Here is a 15829-nt window from a genome sequence, read left to right as displayed (position 1 = left end):
ATCGGGCTTGTGAGCCGTCTTGCGCCGAAGCGCGCGCATTGCTAAGGGCGGGCCGGGACGGCGCGCCTTCGCGCCTCCGTCCCGATGCGAGCCAGCCGGCCGCCCCCGCGGGGCGCGCCTCCGCCAGCCACCCTTTCTTGAACCCTTGGCAGCTGGCGGGACGAGCGATGCGCGCGGACGGAAGACTTTGGCGGAACCGGAGCGCGAGGCTCCTCCTCGGGGCGGTGCTCCTGATGCTCGCTCCGCTTGCCCCGGCGGCGCAGGAAACCCCGCCCGCCGCCATGGACGCCGTCCCCGCCGCTCAGGCGCCGGCGCCGTCCGCCCTCCCCGAGGGCATCGCGCCACCGGCCACCCCGCCCGGCGCGGCCGGAACCCCGGCCGCCGAGGCGGCCCTGCCCCGCGACCTCTCGCCCCGGGGCATGTTCATGGCGGCGGACGCGGTCGTGAAATCGGTGATGGTCGGCCTGCTCCTCGCGTCGCTGACCACCTGGACGGTATGGCTCGTCAAGTCGGTCGCACTCGCCGGCGCGCGGCGGCGCGCGCGACGGGCGCGAAAGCTGCTCGACGGGCGCCCCGACCTCGCCCAGGCGCGCCGGGCCTTCGAGAACAGCCCCGGCGTCGTGGCGGTGATGGTCCGCGCCGTCTGGGAGGAATCCCGCGCCTCCGCCGCCGCGCTGCCCCGCGCGGGCGGCGAAGGGCTCCGGGAACGCGTCGCCTCCCACCTCGGACGGATCGAGGCCGAGGCCGGCCGCCGCGCGACCCGCGGGACCGGCCTTCTCGCCACGATCGGCTCCACCGCCCCGTTCATCGGCCTGTTCGGCACGGTGTGGGGCATCATGAACGCCTTCATCGGCATCTCGCGCGCCGAGACCACCAATCTCGCCGTGGTCGCCCCCGGCATCGCCGAGGCGCTGCTCGCCACCGCGATGGGGCTCGTCGCCGCCATTCCGGCGGTCGTCATCTACAACCACTTCGCGCGCGCGATCACCGGCTACCGGCAGGAGCTCGCCGACATCGCCGCGCATCTCGAGCGGATGGTGAGCCGCGATCTCGACCACGGGCGGCTGCGCCCTCTCGACATGGCGGCGGAATAGGGCATGGCGGGCGGCATCCGGCGTCCCTCCGGCTCGGACGAGATGGAGGTCAACCACGAGATCAACATCACGCCCTTCATCGACGTGATCCTCGTGCTGCTCATCATCTTCATGGTCGCCGCGCCGCTGGCGACGGTCGACGTGAATGTCGACCTTCCCGCCTCGAGCGCCACGCGCCAGCCGCGGCCGGACGCGCCGATCTACGTGACGCTGCGGCGCGACGCCACGCTCGCCCTCGGCGAGGAGACCGTCGCGCGCGCCGCGCTCGGCCCCGCGATCGACGCCCGCGCGGGCGGGGACAGGGAAAGCCGGATCTTCCTGCGCGCCGACGAGGCGGTGCCCTATGGCGAGCTGATGGAGGTGATGAACCTGCTGCGCGACGCGGGCTATCTGAAGATCGCCCTCGTCGGCCTCGAGACGGCCCGCTCCGGTCCGGCCTCCCCGGAGGTTCCATGACCGGGGCGCCGGACCATCCCGTTCCCGTCGGGGACCTCACCCGCGCATGGCCGCGGCATCCGCTGCGCGAAGCCGGCGCCTACGCCGCCGCCGGCATGGCCGTCCTCGCGCTTCACGCCGGCGTCGCGGTCTGGGCGACGCGGAGCGGCCCGGAGCCGCTTTCGGACGCTCCCGCCGCCGCCGAGGCCGTGCTGATCGACCTCGCGCCCGAACCCGTCGCGCCGGTCGCCGAGGAGACCCGGATCTCGGACAGCCTGACCGATGCGCCGCCGGCCGAGACGGAGCCGCTCGACCCGCCGACCGCGCTCGACGAGGTGGAGACCGTCGCGCCTCCCGACCCCGCTGAGGAGGCGCCACCCCGGGACGAGACGCCCCGGCAGGTGGCCGAGCCCGCCCCCCCGGCCGAGCCCGATCCGCCCGCGCTCGACACCGCCGAGGCGGTGCTCCCGGCGAAGCCGCCGCCCCGGCCCCCGGCCGAGACGCCGCGGGCGGCCGAACCGGCGCCCCCGAAGAAGACCCCGCCCCGGGAATCCGTGCGGCGGACCTCGAAACAGCCCGCTGTCCCGGCCGCCGCCACGCGGAAGTGGCAGTCGCGGCTGCTCGCGCACCTCGAGCGGCGCAAGCGCTATCCGGCGGCCGCGCGCCGCCGCGGCGACGAAGGCGTGGCGACGCTCAGCTTCTCGATCGACCCGGCCGGCAACGTGCTGAGCGCGCGCCTGTCGCGCTCCTCCGGCGTGGCGGAACTCGACGCGGAAGTCCTCGCGATGGTCCGCCGCGCCTCCCCCGTACCGCCGCCCCCGCCCGGCAGCCGGCTCGACATCGCCGTCCCGGTCCGCTTCGCCATCCGCTGAGCGCGATCCGGCGTCCCCGGATCGCGCCGCCCCCGGACCTTTCCGGCCCGCGTCGGCCCCGGTGGCGAAAACTTCGGGAAAGAAGCGAAAAATCCGCCACCCGCCCCTTGCGAATCCCCGCCCGCCCGGCTATCTGCACCCCCGACGGATTGGTAGCTCAGTTGGATAGAGCACTTGACTACGAATCAAGGGGTCGGGGGTTCGAATCCTCCCCAGTCCGCCACTTATCTCCCAGAACTTCAGTAGATATGCTCGCGGGACTTGATGCCTCGCCATGACGGAATCCGCTGGCGTCACCGCGAGACGGGGACGGTCCGGCCACTGGATCCTGTCTCCAGGGCAAGTGATCTCCGGCCGTGAGTCGGAGGGCCCGCGCCCGAGGCCCAAGACCGGATCAGGGGTCGTCTCCGCCTTGCCCTGAGCGCGGGATCCGACCTCGCAGGCGGTCGCGCCTCGGCCGTCACGGGTCGCCCGATCGCCACGACCGCGCGACGAGCGCCGCGAGACGCGGCGTGTAGCCGGCTTCGAAGGGAGGGTCGGGCTCGGTCTCCACGTCCCCCGCCTCTGCCCTCAGCTCACCGAACTCCGGCGCGCCCGCGGGCTCGTCGCGGGGCGGCGCGGGCGCCGGGATCTCGGCGGCGGAGTCCGGCGCCGCGGCGTCGGGCGCCACGGCTTCCTCCTCCGGCGGCGCCGGCGCGGCGTCCTGCGCCGGTTCACCGGCCTCGGCCTCGGCCGCGGCGGCGCGGCGCCGGCGGTCGGCCTCAAGGATCTCGCGCAGCCGGGCGTCGAGCCCGTTCGCCACCCGGACGGGATCGCGGAACCAGTCGGTCGACCAGACGCGCAGGATCGTCCAGCCGAGCCCCTCCAGCACCGCCTGGCGGATCCGGTCGCGGTCGCGCGCGGTGGCCGCGGCGTGGTAGCGCGCGCCATCGCATTCGACGCCGGCGAGCCAGACCCCGGCATGGTCGGGATGGCGCAGCCCGAGGTCGATCCGGAAGCCCGAGACGCCGATCTGGCTGCGCGCCTCCCAGCCCCGGTCCGCGAGCGCGTCGCGCACCGCCTGTTCGAACGGCGACTCGACGCCCCCGAGCGAGCCCTCGTCCCGCGCGGCGAGCGCGACGGGCCCGCGCGCGGCGAAATCGAGGAAGGTCCGGAGGTCCCTCACGCCGCGCGCGCCGGTGCGCGCGAGATCGATCTGCTCGGCGCCGAGCGAGCTGAAGACATGCAGTTCGGCCCGCGCGCGGGTGACGGCGACATTGAGGCGCCGCTCGCCCCCGTCGCCGTTCAGCGCGCCGAAGTTCATCGTGGTCTTGCCCGCCTGGTCGGGGCCGAAGGTGATCGAGAACAGCATCACGTCGCGCTCGTCACCCTGGATGTTCTCGAGATTCTTCACGATCACCGGCTCTTCCCGCTCGTCGGAGAAGAACCATTCGAGCGTGTCGTCGGCCTTCCGCTCCGCGTCGAGCAGGTCGAGGATGAGGCTCTGCTGCTGCGCGTTGAAGGTGATGACGCCGAGCGTGGGCCGCTCCTTCTCCGGCAGCCGCGCCCACTCCGTGAGGCGCGCGCGGATCATCGCGACGATCGCGCGCGCCTCCTCGGGATTGGTCCGGGCCGTCCCGCGCTGATAGGTGCCCGCGACCGGGACCAGCCGCACCGCGCGGTGGGTGGCGTCGGGCGAGGGGAAGGTGACGAGGCGGTCGTCGTAATAGAGGTGGTTCGAGAAGGCGATCAGCGACTCGTCGCGGCTGCGGTAGTGCCAGTTGAGCCGGTGCGTGGGAATGCCGGCGGCGGCCACCTCGTCGAGGATCGAGGGCATGTCCTTCTCCACCTCGGCGATGTCGGGATCGTCCTCGTCGGAATCCGCGCGGCCGAAGAAGTTGGTCGGCGGCAGCTGCCTCGGGTCGCCGACGATGATCGCCTGCCGGCCGCGCGCGATCGCGCCGATCGCGTCCCAGGTCGAGATCTGCGAGGCCTCGTCGAAGATCACGAGGTCGAAACAGGCCTGACCCGCCGGCAGGTACTGCGCGATCGAGAGCGGCGACATCAGCACGCAGGGCGCGAGCTTGCCGAAGGTGGTCGGCATCTGCGCGAGGAGGTTGCGGATCGAGACCGAGGGGCGTTGCAGGCCGATCTGGTGGCGCAGCGTGCCGAGTTCCGAATTGCGCGGCACCGAATCGCGGGCGGGCAGGTCGTTGCCGAGGCGGCGCATCGCCTCCGCGGCCGCCATCCCGGTCATCGCGTCGTCGAGTTCCCGGAACCGCGCGATCAGCGCCTCGTGCTCCCAAGAGGCGAAGCCCCGCAGCGCCGGCTCGGAATCGAGCGCGAGCGGAAGCCACCAGGCGCAATAGGCCCGTTCGAAGGCGAGGGCGGCGTCCGCGACCGGCTCCCCCGCCTCCAGCGCGTCCACGAGCGGTTCGAGCCCGCCCGCGACCGCCCGCTCCCGGACCGCCAGCCATTTCATCCAGTCGGCGAGATGACCCTTCGCCGCCTCGAGCGCGTCGAGCTCCGCCGCGAGCCGGTCGGGACGCGCCCCCGGCCGCCCCCCCGCCGCCGCGAACCGCGCGAGATCCGCCCGCAGACGCTCCCCGGCCGCGGCCAGGGCGCGCAGTTCGGGTTCCAGCACGCCGCCATCGCGCAGCGTCAGGTTGCCGCGCAGGAGTTGGAGCCAGTCCTCCGGCGCGCCGATCGCGGCGAACCGCGCCTCGAGCCGCAGATAGGCCTCGGCGGCGTCGAGTTGCGCCGCGAGCGTGTCGGGATCGCTCGCCTCCCCCGCGAAGCCCGGGATCCCCGCGAGCGGCGAGGCGGCGATGCGCGTCAGCGCGCGCGCGAGCCGCCGCAGCGCCGGAAGGTCGCGCTCCGGATCCGCCGCGCCGGACTGGGCATGCGCCTGGAGCCGCTTGCGGACCTTGCCCTGGGCGAGCCCCGCGAGCGGCCAGACCTTCCCGAGCGCCTCCCGCCACTCCTGTTCGAGCGCGTCGAGCGGCAGGGCGAGGATCGCCTCGTCGGAATAGCGGGCGGAGAGCATCGCCCGTTGCGCCACGCAGTCCCGGCAGGCGGCGGCGAGTTCGTCCAGCGCGGCCCGCCCGCCCTCGGGATCGGCGAGCGCCGCCGCCGCGAGATCCCGGCGGCCGAGCCGCGCGGCGGGCAGGAGCGCGAGCACCTCCGCCACCTCGGGCCGGTCCGCCTCGCCCGGCGGGCAGCCGAGGCGATCCGCGAGCGCGTGCCGCGCGGCGTGCTCGGCGCGCAGCGAGTCGCGCAGGGCGCCGAGGGCGGCGAGAAACCGCTCCTGCCAGCCGTAGGACCATTCGCCCGGCGCGACGAGGCCGAGCGGCCCCGCCTCCCCGAGCTCCGCGACGATCCGGCGCCGCTGGCCCACCTCCTCCGCGAGGGCGCGCAGGCGCGACCAGCTTTCCTCGTCATGGCAGTCCCGGCCGGCGAAGGACAGCCGGAACGGCGCGGGCGCTCCGGTCGCCTGGCCGATGGCCTCGAAGATGCTGAACCCCTGGCTGCCCGGGCGATGCAGCGCGGCGACATAGGTGTTGAGCCGATCGCGCGCGGCGCGCAGATCCTCGGTCGCGCGGCGCCATTCCCGCGTGCCCTGCCCGGCGGCGCGCTCCCACGAGCGGCCGAGCTGGGCCAGCACCGCCTTGCGGTCGGCCTTGTTCGAATGCAGTTCCAGCACCGCCTCGCCGAGCCCCGCCCGCGCGAGCCTGCGCTGCACCACGTCGAGCGCGGCGGCCTTCTCGGCGACGAAGAGCACCGTCCTGCCGCGGCCGAGCTGGTCGGCGATGATGTTGGTGATGGTCTGGCTCTTGCCGGTTCCGGGCGGGCCGATCAGCACGAAATCCCGCCCCTCCGCCGCCGCCAGCACGGCCGAGAGCTGCGAACTGTCGGCCGGGAGCGGGGTGAGCAGGTCGCCCGGCGCCAGCCGGTGGTCGATGTCGGCGGCGCGCGGCATTCCCGTCCCGCCGCCCTCGAAGGCCTCGGTCGGGTTGTCGACGAGATGGCGCACGAGCCGGCTTTCGCGCAGGCTGTCGACACGGTCGACCAGATCCTTCCACATCAGGTATTTCGCGAAGGAGAAGGTCGAGAGCGCGCATTCCTCGACCACCTCGAACCCGGCCGCGTCGCGCACGCGCCGGCGGAAGATCTCGAGGATGCGGGGAATGTCGAGGCCGTTGCCATCCGCCGGCAGCGCCCCCTCGAGTTCCGGCAAGCGCAGCTCGAAATCCCGCTTGAGCAGTTCGAGCAGCGTGGCGTTGACGCGCGCCTCGTCCTCGAGCAGCGAGAGGCGGAATTCCGAACGCGCCGAACGGCGCTCGAGCTTCACCGGCAGCAGCAGGAGCGGCGCGCGGTAGACGCGCTCCTCGGCGGCGTCGCGCTTCCAGCGCAGGAAGCCCACGGCGAGGAAGAGCGTGTTGGTCCCGCCCTCCTGCGCGTCCGCGCGCGCCTTGCGGTAGAGCTCGGTCAGGCGGACCAGCATCTCCCTGCCCGTCAGCGGCGTCGCGATCTGGCCCCGCTCCAGCGCCTCGCGGGCCAGATCCGCCTCGATCCCGCGCGCCTCCTCCGCGGGCAGATCGCGCCCGGCCAGCGCCCGCTCGTCGCTGAGCGCGAGCAGCCGGAAGGCCTCGCCACCCGCGAGCCGGTCCTCGAGCCGCGGCAGGTCGGGACAGATCATCGGCACCGCGAGCTTCGTCTCCCGGAAGTTCAGCAGGCGGTTGGCGAGCGAGAGGTCGAGGAGCTTGCGCTGCCAGCGCTCGATCCGGCCCTTCGGCGTCGTCGGCGCCTCGTCGATCACGTCGCCGGGAAGCTGCCCGAGGTCGAGCGGCCGCGGCAGGGCCGCGGGCGCGACGCTCTCCTCCTCCGCCCCCGCCTCCTCCTCGCGGAGCCGATGCGAGGCGAGCGGGCGCACGCGGGCGGCGCGGGCGCGGTTGATGTCGACGGCCTGGATGAATTCCGCCTCGCGCGCCTCCGAGAGCCGGTCGCGCCCGGCGGCCACCGCCGCCTCGAAACCGACGCTCGGCCGCTTCGTCAGCAGCGTCGTCTCGAGCGGCACGAATTCGCGCGCCGTCGCCGCCTTGCGCACCGCGACGACATCGGGCTCCACCAGCCGGCCGAAATCGCGCGGCGTCAGCCAGACGCCGACCCAGGCGTGTTCCCGCGCGAAGAGGATCGCCGTGTTGAGCCCGGCCGCCTCGAAAGCCGCGGCCAGCAGGAGCGACGCGTCGAGGCAGGTCGCGAGCCCTTCCGCGCCGATCCGCTCCGGATCGCGGACCTTCTGCCCCGCGCTCTCGAAGGAGGCCGGCGGCACGGCGTAGCTCAGCCCGAGGCCGGTCGCGGCCGACCAGATCGCGCCCGCCATCATCCAGACCCGGAGCGGGTCCTTCGACTGGTAGCCCTCCATCGCCCCGGAATGGCCCGCGCGCTCCAGCAGCAGCGACGCGTCGCGCAGGAGCCGCGCGACGAGCGGCTGGTTCGGCGAGACGAAGGCCGCGAGGATGCTGTCCTGCTCGGCGAGTCCGCCCCATTCGTCCCGCGCCAGCAGTTCGATCGGATGCCGGCTCGCCTCCACCGTGGCGCCGTCCACCGTCACGCGGAAGTCGAGCCGGCCGATCTCGGCCTCGTCGAGACCGCCGAGGATGGTGGTGTCGAGCGGGGTTTCCAGATCGCCGAGCGCGATCTCGCCCCCCGGGGCGACGCGGTCGAGGCGCCAGGTCTTCTCCCGCAGGATCCCGGGCGAGGCGGAGAGCGTGAGCGTGACCGCCTCGGCCGCGGCCTCGCCCGTGTTGACGATCGCGAGCTCGCGCAGCACCGAGACGCCGTTCTGCGCGGCGGCGAAGTTCACCCTGGTCCGGACCCTCGCCCGGACCGCGAGCCGATGTTCCGGAGCGTCGTCCGCCGGGGCGGAGGAAGGGATCGCGTCGGTCATGATAGCCCCCGATGCGCGCTCAGCATGCGCGCAGGTCGATGAATTTGCATCGCGGGCACGCGGCGCGCGCGATGTCGCAGAGATGCTGGTGATGGGTCAGGTAGATGACCTGTCCGAGGCGCGACATGTCGCCGAGCAGCGCGAAGGCCTCCGCGGCGCGGTCGTCGTCGAAGGTCTCCATGATGTCGTCGGCGATGAAGGGCACCGTCGGCCGGCTCCGCGCGAGCTCGTGATAGCCCGCGATCCGGAGCGCGAGATAAAGCTGGAACCGGGTTCCCTTCGAGAGGTCCACCGCCCGTTTCGCGCCGCTGGGCGCCAGCGCCACCAGCGTCTCGCGCCCCCCCTCCGGCACGGCGGCGAGCCCGGAATAGGCGCCCCGGCTCAGCTGCCGGAACGCGTCCGAGGCTCGCTCCAGCATCGCGCTCCGGTGCTGGTCACGGTAGCGTCGAAGCCCCGTCTCGAGCGCGGCCAGGCCGAAGCGCGCGGCGAGATGGGCGCGGGCCTCGACGCGAAGCCCGTTCAGCAGGTTCTCCCGCTCCGCGTCGAGCCTGGCGACGGCCTCGTCGGCGCCGATGGCCTCGACCTTCCGGCGCGCCTCGCTCAGCGCCGCGAAACACGCCTGCGTCTCGCTCCGGCGCAGTTCGAGATCCGAAGCGGCCTCGGCCTCTTGCGCGGCGAGCCCGTCCGGATCCGTCGGCCCGGAGGGCGCGGGATGCGCGGCGAGCGCCGCCAGGGTCTCGGCGATCTCGCGCCGGAGCCGGCTCGCGCGGAGCGCGTCGGCGAGACGCGTCTCCAGCTCACCCCCCTCCTCCGCCCCCGCGCCGAGCGCCGCGCCGAATTCGCCCCGCGCCGCCGCGTTCTCCGCGGCGAGGCGCGCGTCGTCCGCCTGTTCCCGCTCCGCCTTCCCCAGCTCCGCCGTCAGGCGCCGGTGCTCGGCCTCCGCCGCCTCGGCGGCGCGGAGCCGGGCGGGGATGCTCTGCCAGGGCATTTCGGACGGGAGATCGAGCGCGGCGAAAACCCCCGCCACCCCGTCGCGGAACCGGGTGACATTGGCCTCCATCTTGGCGATCCGGTCCATCAGCCCGAGGCGCCGGGCGCTGGCCCGCCCCAGCGCGTCGAGCAGGTCGAGCATCTCGCCCGCCCCCTCCGGCGGAACCTCCGCGAGAAGACTCCCGCGCGCGGCCCCGGTCCAGTCCGCCTGCCAGGCCTCGGCCTCCGCCTCGGCCCGCGCCGCGGCCGCCGTGCGTTCCTCGAGTTCATGGCGGAGCTCGGCCAGCCGCCGCCGGATTTCCCGCCGCTCCGCCGCGTGGTCGAGCCGGCCCTCCGCCTCGGCCCGAAGCGCCTCGAATTCTCCCCCGGAAGCGCCGAGCAGCGCGCGGAGCGCCTCCGCCGCGGCGTCCCGCGCCGCCTCGGCGCGGGTGAGCGCGTCCTCCGCCGCGCGGAGCGCCGCGCGCTCCGCGAGCGCGGCGGTCCGTGCCACGAGCCACGCCCGAAGATCGCCGAGCGGCGCGGCGCCGATCCCGAGCGCGCAGGAGGCCTGGGCCACCTCCGCCTCATGCGCCGCGCGCCGCGACCGCGCCTCCTCCACGCGGGAACGGGCCTCCTCCTCGGCGGCGCGCAGCCGCGCGAGCTCTCCCGCCGCCGCGCCCGCCCGCCGCGCCTCGGCCAGCGCCTCCGCGAGCAGCGCGGCGATCTGGTCGTCCATCCGCATCGCCGCCTCGAATGCCTCGGCGCTCTCCGGCGTCAGCGCGGCGCGATGCGCGGTCCAGGCACGCTCACGCCGGCCCCTCGCCTCCGCCGCATCTTCGAGCGCCAGCCCCGGCGCGCCGCCCCGATCCCGCCGCTCCTCGTCCTCCGCCTCGGCACGGTCGCGTTCGGCGCGGCGAAGGGCATGCTCCTGCCCGGCCTCCGCGCAGCCCCGCCGGAGCGCCTCGGCCTCCGTCTCCCAGGACTCGAGACACCGGACCGGCGGGACCGGCAGCGCCGCGAGGCTCTCCGCGTCACCCCGCCACGGCTCCAGCGCGCCGAGCGCGGCGGCGAGGCGCGCGCGCGCCGCGTCGCGGGCTTCGCCGGCCCGTGCCACCTCCGCCGCCGGATCCTCGGCGCGGAGCCGGGCCATCAGCGCGGCGAGCGCGCCGGGCTCGGTCTCCGGCCCCGGATCGCCCTCGCGCCGCTCGGTCCCGGCCAGCCGCGCGCGCGCCGCCTCCGCCTCGCGCCGCGCGTGATCGCGCGCCGTCTCGACGCCCGACCGGCGGCCCAGCAGCTGGCGGAGCCGGGCGAGCCGGGCGGGGTCGAGCAGAAGCGCCTCGGCCTCGGCCCCCGGCCGGCCGAGCCGGGCCAGGGTCTCGCGGATCCCGCCTTCCTCCTGCTCGGCCTCCCGGCGGCGGCGGGAGAGATCGTCCAGCGCGGTCTCGTACGCGGGCCGCGCCGCCTCCGTCGCCGCGATCGCCTCCGCCGCGGCGAGCACGGCGGGATCGGGCACGACCCGGTCGAGCGCCTCCCGCCACCGCGCGATCCGTTCGCCCCGGTCCGCGATCCGTGAGGCGAGTTCGATCTCCGCCGTCCTCAGCCGCTGGAACCGGCGTTCCTCCTCCTCCCCCGCCCCGGGAAGGTCGGCCAGCGGGGCGAGCTCCGCCTCCAGCCGCGCGAGCCGGTCGCGCTCGGGACCGAGCGCGCGGAGTTCGCGCAGCCGCCCGAGCGCCTCCGCCGCCGCGTCCTCCTCCGCGCGCGCCCGCCTCCAGGCGGCCTCCGCCTCCCGCGCCTCGCGCGCGAGCCGCTGGCTCGCCGGCGCCGAGACGTCGATCTCGCGGCGCTCGCGCTCGATCTCGGCGAGCCGCGCCTTGGCCTCCCGCAGCTCGCCCTTGCGGCCGCCCGGGCGATGGAACGCGTCGAGTTCCGACCGGATCTCGCCCAGCCGCGCGCCCAGCCCCGCGAGCCCCGCGCTCGCCGAGAACAGCATCTCGCCGAGATCGCCGTTGCTCGCGAGGATCCCGTCGCCGCCCTTCTCCAGCGTGTCGTCGTCGAGCGAGAACATCGCCGCGTAGCCCTCCCGCGTGAGCCCGCCCAGCACCGACTGGAGCACCGCCTCCGGGATCGGCGCGTCATGGGCGTCGCGCAGGCTCGGCGCCGCCCGCTTCAGCCGGGAGAGCACGAGCCCGCCGCCCGCGTGGGAGAGTTCCGCGCCGAGGCGCAGCGTCGGGCCGGGATGCAGGAATTCGTAGCCGCAGCGCTGCGGGATCCCGAAGAGCAGGTCGAGCCAGCCCGCGAAGAGCGTGGACTTTCCCGCCTCGTTCGGCCCGAAGACGACATGCAGATCCGCCTCCCCCGCCGCCGGCGGCTCGAAGACCAGTTCCGTGTCGGTGAAGCGCCCGTAGCGCGTGAGCGCGAGCCGGTCGAGACGCATCAGCCCTCCCTCGGATCGATCAGCCGGGCGAGAACGAGGCGCGTGCCCTCGTCCAGGAGCTCCGAACAGGCCGCGGCGAAGCTCGCCTCGTCGGTCCCGAACACCGCGCGCGCCTCCCCGGGCAGGTTTCCCTGGAAGTCCCGCGCGAGATCCGCGAGCGCGGCGGAGAGCGCGGGATCGCCCGGCAGTTCCTCCTCGACGATCCGCAGCAGCTCGTCCGGCAGCGCGCCGGTGCCCGCCAGCCCCTCCGCGCCGCCGTCCGTCGCGTTCTCGATCCGGTCGATCGAGAGCCCGTCGAGAAGCCCGGCGGTGGCGCGCGCCTCCTCCGTCAGCGCGTCGAGGTCGCGTGCGATGCGCCAGGCGAGCGGCGTCGCGCCCCGCAGCCGCGGACGCGCGACCAGACGCGCCTCCGCGCGCGGCTCCGCCGCGAGCGCGCGCAGCGCGTGATCGAGACGGGCGACCGCCTCGCTCCAGTCCCCGACGCCGTCGAGATCGACCTCCCGCCGCTCGAACCGGACCGAGGCGACGACCCGCTCGGCGATGTCGAGCCGGCCGTCGTCATGGAGCGTGACGAGCGTGACCGAACGGTGCCCCGCCTCGCCGATGTCGCGGCCCTGCGGGATGCCCGGCATGACCACGGCGCAGCGCCCGCGATGCTCGCTCCGCCGGTGGATATGCCCGAGCGCCCAGTAGTCGTAGCCATGCGCCTCGAGATCCGCGAGGCGGCAGGGCGCGTAGACGTCGTGGCCCGCGCTGCCGTTCAGGCTCGTGTGCATCATCCCGATGTTGAAGGCGCCCGGCTCGGGCGGCGGATAGGCCGGCAGCGCGCTCTCCGGCGCCCGCGCCTCGGCGAAGCTCAGCCCGTGAACGGCGATGGCGCGCCCGCCGGCCTCGAACCGCCCGGTCGCCGCGCGCGCGCCGAAGATCGTGGTATTGGGCGGCGGATCGAGCTCCCGCGTCACCTTCGACAGCGCGTCGTGGTTGCCCCGGATGACGAAGACGCGGATCCCGGCGTCGTGAAGCCGGGTCAGCTCCCGCTTCAGGAACCGCGGCGCCTTCACCGAGACCTGCCCGCCATCCCAGAGGTCGCCCGCGATCAGGAGCGCGTCGACTCCCTCGGCGAGGCAGAGCTCGACCGTGGCGGAAAAGGCCGCGCGCGTCGCGACGCCCACCTGCCGGGCAAGCTCCGGATCCCGGAGCGACAGGGCGACGAGCGGGGAGTCGAGGTGAAGGTCGGCGGTATGAACGAATCGGAAGGTCAAGGTCGCGGGCGCATCCCAGGTGGCAACGGTCAGGTATCCGATTGATAATCAACGAAGCGCCCGTTGAACATCCACGATTTTCACGTTTTGTACCTGCGCCGGGGTCGCGGCCGGGCCGATGGCGCCCCGCCCGCCGGCTTCGCACACGCACGAAAAACGGTCGGCCCCATATCGTTCACCCGACGGCGCCCTCCCTCCGCGAGATCGGGGATCGGCCGTCCATGGGCGCGGCACGGCTCATGCCAGGGCGGGCGTCGGTCGTCTCGAGCCAGACCGGCGCGTCGGCCGGCAGGCCGCTCCCCGGGACCCACCGGCAGGTACCTTCGCATCCCGCTCGCCTCGACCAAGCGACCGAAGGGGGCAAGGACGTATCCGACGCCGACACAGAGCTTTCCTCCATATCTCGCGCCGGGTCCGGCTCTAAAGCAGAAGTGCATCCCGCCGCTGGGCGTGATCACTCGGGCCGTTTCAGGAACAGGCAGCCCATGGTCAGACAGAAACTGCCTCCAAGCCTCGACATCATCGATGTCGACAACCACGAGTCCGCTCGCCGCGCAGGCGACGCCGATCTGAGGGTCATCGAGGGTGGCGGCCCATTGCTCGATCGCGTGGGGGCAGGTGGTGGCGTCCTTGTACCCGTTACGGTCATCGGTTCCTTGGTCCGGAAGCAGGGAAAGACGTGCATGCCCGACTTGGCGAAAGCCAGAGTACTTGCGGCGAACTTTTCGGGACGGGTGCGAAGATTGGTCATGGGGTTCTGGGGAATCTTCGAGCCGACGGAGGAGTGGGCGCCTTCGCTCCGGTCAGCCTCCGGGCTGCGAAGGCCCGACCGGAGGGGCGCCGACCACGCACCTAGCCGGCGGCGCGGGCAGCCTTGCGCGCTCCGATGAAGGCCGCGACCTCCGAGGCCGGCTAGCGCGAGGCGCTGCCGCATTTGACAGGCCTCGGAAAGGCTTGAGGTGGCGGCGCTTCTTCGAGCATGACGCCGAGCGCGGCCTACGGTTTGCATCCTGATCCAGGCCGGGCCCTGTAATAGGGTCGCGCAGCCGCTCAGACCGTGGGAGGAGCGGCTGCGAGGTGATCCGCGGGTTGTAAACGCCAACGCAAGCGGCGCGGCCGCTCCTCCCAAGGTCCTCGCTGTCCTTCCCCGTTGTCCTCGTCGTCGGGGCGGAGCAGGCCCGAGTCGCAAGCAACAGCCATAAGCGCCCCCGGAGCGCCCCAGCGGACAGGTCAGTGCCGGAAGGAAGCACTGTGGAACGCTCTAACTCATTGATTTCAATGGTGCCCGGGGGCGGATTTGAACCACCGACACGCGGATTTTCAATCCGCTGCTCTACCCCTGAGCTACCCGGGCGTCGAACCGGATCACCGGTTCGGGCGTCTCACTAGGCCAGTCGCGCGCCGGTGTCCAGAGGGGCGCGCGAAAATTCCGTCCGGAAACTCCGTTGGAAAATCGGCCCGGGGAACCGGCCCCCGGACCGGGCGGCGAGCGCGCGCCCTCCGGCCCGCGCGGGAGGTGGCGGCGGGCGGTCAGAAGGTGTCGAAGCTCAGCGCGTTCTCGACGCGCTCGACCCGGCCGGCGCGGTCGACCAGGACGAGGTCGAAGCGGCAGGCGCGGCCTTCGCGGCCGGCGAGGTAGACCTCCGCCGCGCGGGCGAGGCGCGCCGCCTGCGCCGGGCGCAGCGCCTCGGCCGCTCCGGCGAGGTCGCGGCGGGCCTTGACCTCGACGAAGACCGTCTCCGCGCCCAGGTCCACCACCAGATCGATCTCGCCGCCCCCGCCCCGCCAGCGGCGCGCGGCGATCCGGCCGCCGAGGCCGAGATAGAGCCGCTCCGCGATCTCCTCCGCCGCGCGGCCCGACTGCGCGGCGACCCGCCCCTCACCCCGCCGCGGGCCGGGCGTCACTCCGCCCGCTCCAGCGCGCGGGCATAGACGAGGCGCCGGGGCAGGCCGAGCGCGCGCGCGACCTCCGCCGCCGCGTCCTTGACCGAGAGCCGCGCCAGCGCCGCGTCGAGCGCCGCGTCGAGCGCCTCCTCTCCGACCTCCTCGGCGGCGGGCGGGCCGATCACCACGACGATCTCGCCCTTCGGCTCCGGCTCCGCCGCGAAGGCCGCGGAGAGTTCGGCGAGCGTGCCCCGGCGGGTCTCCTCGAACCGCTTGGTGAGTTCGCGGCAGACCGCGGCCTGGCGCGCGCCGCCAAGCGCCTCGGCCATGTCCGCGAGCGCCGCCGCGAGCCTTCGCGGCGATTCGTAGAACACCAGCGTCGCCGGCACCCCCGCCACCCCGGCGAGGAAGCGCAGCCGCGCCGCCTGTCTGGGCGGCGCGAAACCCGCGAAGAGGAAACGGTCGGTCGGCAGCCCGGCGACGCTCAACGCCGCGAGCAGCGCCGAGGCGCCGGGCGCGGCATGCACCCGATGGCCGGCGGCGATCGCCTCGACCGCGAGCCGGTAGCCCGGATCGGCGACGAGCGGCGTCCCCGCGTCGGAGACGAGCGCGACCGAGCGTCCCTCGGCGAGCGCGGCGAGCAGCCGCGGCCGCTGCCGCGCGCCGTTGTGGTCGTGATAGGGCACGAGGCTTCGCGCGTCGCGCCGCACGCCGTGGATGTCGAGCAGATGCCGGGCGCGGCGGGTATCCTCGGCCGCGAGCAGATCGGCCCCCGCGAGGATGTCGAGGGCGCGCAAGGTTATGTCGCGCGCCGAGCCGATCGGCGTCGCCACCAGATAGAGTCCCGGCGCCAGCGCGCGCGGGCCGTTGGCGTCCGGGTCGCCGCCCGTCCCCGTCTCCATGATCGTCTGGCCATCCCGGTTTACTTCACGGGGCCTTGACCCTAGCTT

At 74.4% G+C, this 15829-nt stretch carries 9 protein-coding genes and 2 tRNA genes; 4 read left to right on the top strand and 7 right to left on the bottom strand.

The genetic code is table 11. From position 1 onward, the window contains the following. The first annotated feature begins 233 nt into the window (after positions 1–233). From exbB to FJM51_RS13345, 4 genes are all read left to right on the top strand, one after another. Positions 234–1094 (top strand): tonB-system energizer ExbB, encoded by an 861-nt coding sequence (exbB, locus tag FJM51_RS13360; RefSeq protein WP_233713119.1) that lies wholly within the window; start codon positions 234–236, stop codon positions 1092–1094. Positions 1095–1097: 3 nt separating this feature from the next. Then, on the top strand, positions 1098–1550 hold the full coding sequence (gene exbD, locus FJM51_RS13355) for a TonB system transport protein ExbD (protein ID WP_140454634.1): 453 nt from the start codon (positions 1098–1100) through the stop codon (positions 1548–1550). After that, positions 1547–2401, top strand: coding sequence for an energy transducer TonB (locus FJM51_RS13350; protein WP_140454633.1), 855 nt, complete (start codon positions 1547–1549; stop codon positions 2399–2401). Before exbD ends, FJM51_RS13350 begins: the two co-directional genes overlap by 4 nt. A 146-nt stretch (positions 2402–2547) precedes the next feature. Continuing rightward, a tRNA-Arg gene (locus FJM51_RS13345) sits at positions 2548–2624 on the top strand. 237 nt (positions 2625–2861) lie between these two features. Here FJM51_RS13345 and proA read toward each other — a convergent pair. From proA to rsmI, 7 genes are all read right to left on the bottom strand, one after another. Beyond that, positions 2862–8330, bottom strand: coding sequence for an anti-phage protein ProA (gene proA / locus FJM51_RS23790; protein WP_181164552.1), 5469 nt, complete (start codon positions 8328–8330; stop codon positions 2862–2864). A 19-nt stretch (positions 8331–8349) separates the two neighbouring features. Further along, entirely contained in the window at positions 8350–11733 is a 3384-nt protein-coding gene (locus tag FJM51_RS13310; protein ID WP_140454632.1) for a YhaN family protein, read from the bottom strand. Beyond that, positions 11733–12995 (bottom strand): metallophosphoesterase family protein, encoded by a 1263-nt coding sequence (locus FJM51_RS13305; RefSeq protein WP_140454631.1) that lies wholly within the window; start codon positions 12993–12995, stop codon positions 11733–11735. The genes FJM51_RS13310 and FJM51_RS13305 overlap by 1 nt, the downstream gene beginning before the upstream one ends. A gap of 80 nt (positions 12996–13075) precedes the next feature. After that, positions 13076–13666 (bottom strand): bifunctional DNA primase/polymerase, encoded by a 591-nt coding sequence (locus tag FJM51_RS24900; RefSeq protein ID WP_140454663.1) that lies wholly within the window; start codon positions 13664–13666, stop codon positions 13076–13078. Positions 13667–14274: 608 nt separating this feature from the next. Beyond that, positions 14275–14349 (bottom strand) — tRNA-Phe (locus FJM51_RS13295). A gap of 176 nt (positions 14350–14525) precedes the next feature. Beyond that, on the bottom strand, positions 14526–14900 hold the full coding sequence (locus FJM51_RS13290; protein ID WP_140454630.1) for a YraN family protein: 375 nt from the start codon (positions 14898–14900) through the stop codon (positions 14526–14528). Continuing rightward, positions 14897–15781, bottom strand: a complete 885-nt coding sequence (rsmI, locus tag FJM51_RS13285) for a 16S rRNA (cytidine(1402)-2'-O)-methyltransferase (protein WP_140454629.1) — start codon at positions 15779–15781, stop codon at positions 14897–14899. Before rsmI ends, FJM51_RS13290 begins: the two co-directional genes overlap by 4 nt. Positions 15782–15829 lie beyond the last annotated feature (48 nt).

The organism is Amaricoccus solimangrovi (assembly GCF_006385685.1).
GTDB lineage: Bacteria > Pseudomonadota > Alphaproteobacteria > Rhodobacterales > Rhodobacteraceae > Amaricoccus > Amaricoccus solimangrovi.
The sequence above is the reverse complement of the archived record's forward strand: the minus strand, read 5'-3'. Positions and strand labels throughout refer to the sequence as shown.

Excerpts from the sequence above, each read along its gene's own strand:
- exbD (WP_140454634.1), top strand. The coding sequence starts at position 1,098 with ATGGCGGGCGGCATCCGGCGTCCCTCCGGCTCGGACGAGATGGAGGTC.
- exbB (WP_233713119.1), top strand. The coding sequence starts at position 234 with ATGCTCGCTCCGCTTGCCCCGGCGGCGCAGGAAACCCCGCCCGCCGCC.
- FJM51_RS13350 (WP_140454633.1), top strand. The coding sequence starts at position 1,547 with ATGACCGGGGCGCCGGACCATCCCGTTCCCGTCGGGGACCTCACCCGC.
- proA (WP_181164552.1), bottom strand. The coding sequence starts at position 8,330 with ATGACCGACGCGATCCCTTCCTCCGCCCCGGCGGACGACGCTCCGGAA.
- rsmI (WP_140454629.1), bottom strand. The coding sequence starts at position 15,781 with ATGGAGACGGGGACGGGCGGCGACCCGGACGCCAACGGCCCGCGCGCG.
- FJM51_RS13310 (WP_140454632.1), bottom strand. The coding sequence starts at position 11,733 with ATGCGTCTCGACCGGCTCGCGCTCACGCGCTACGGGCGCTTCACCGAC.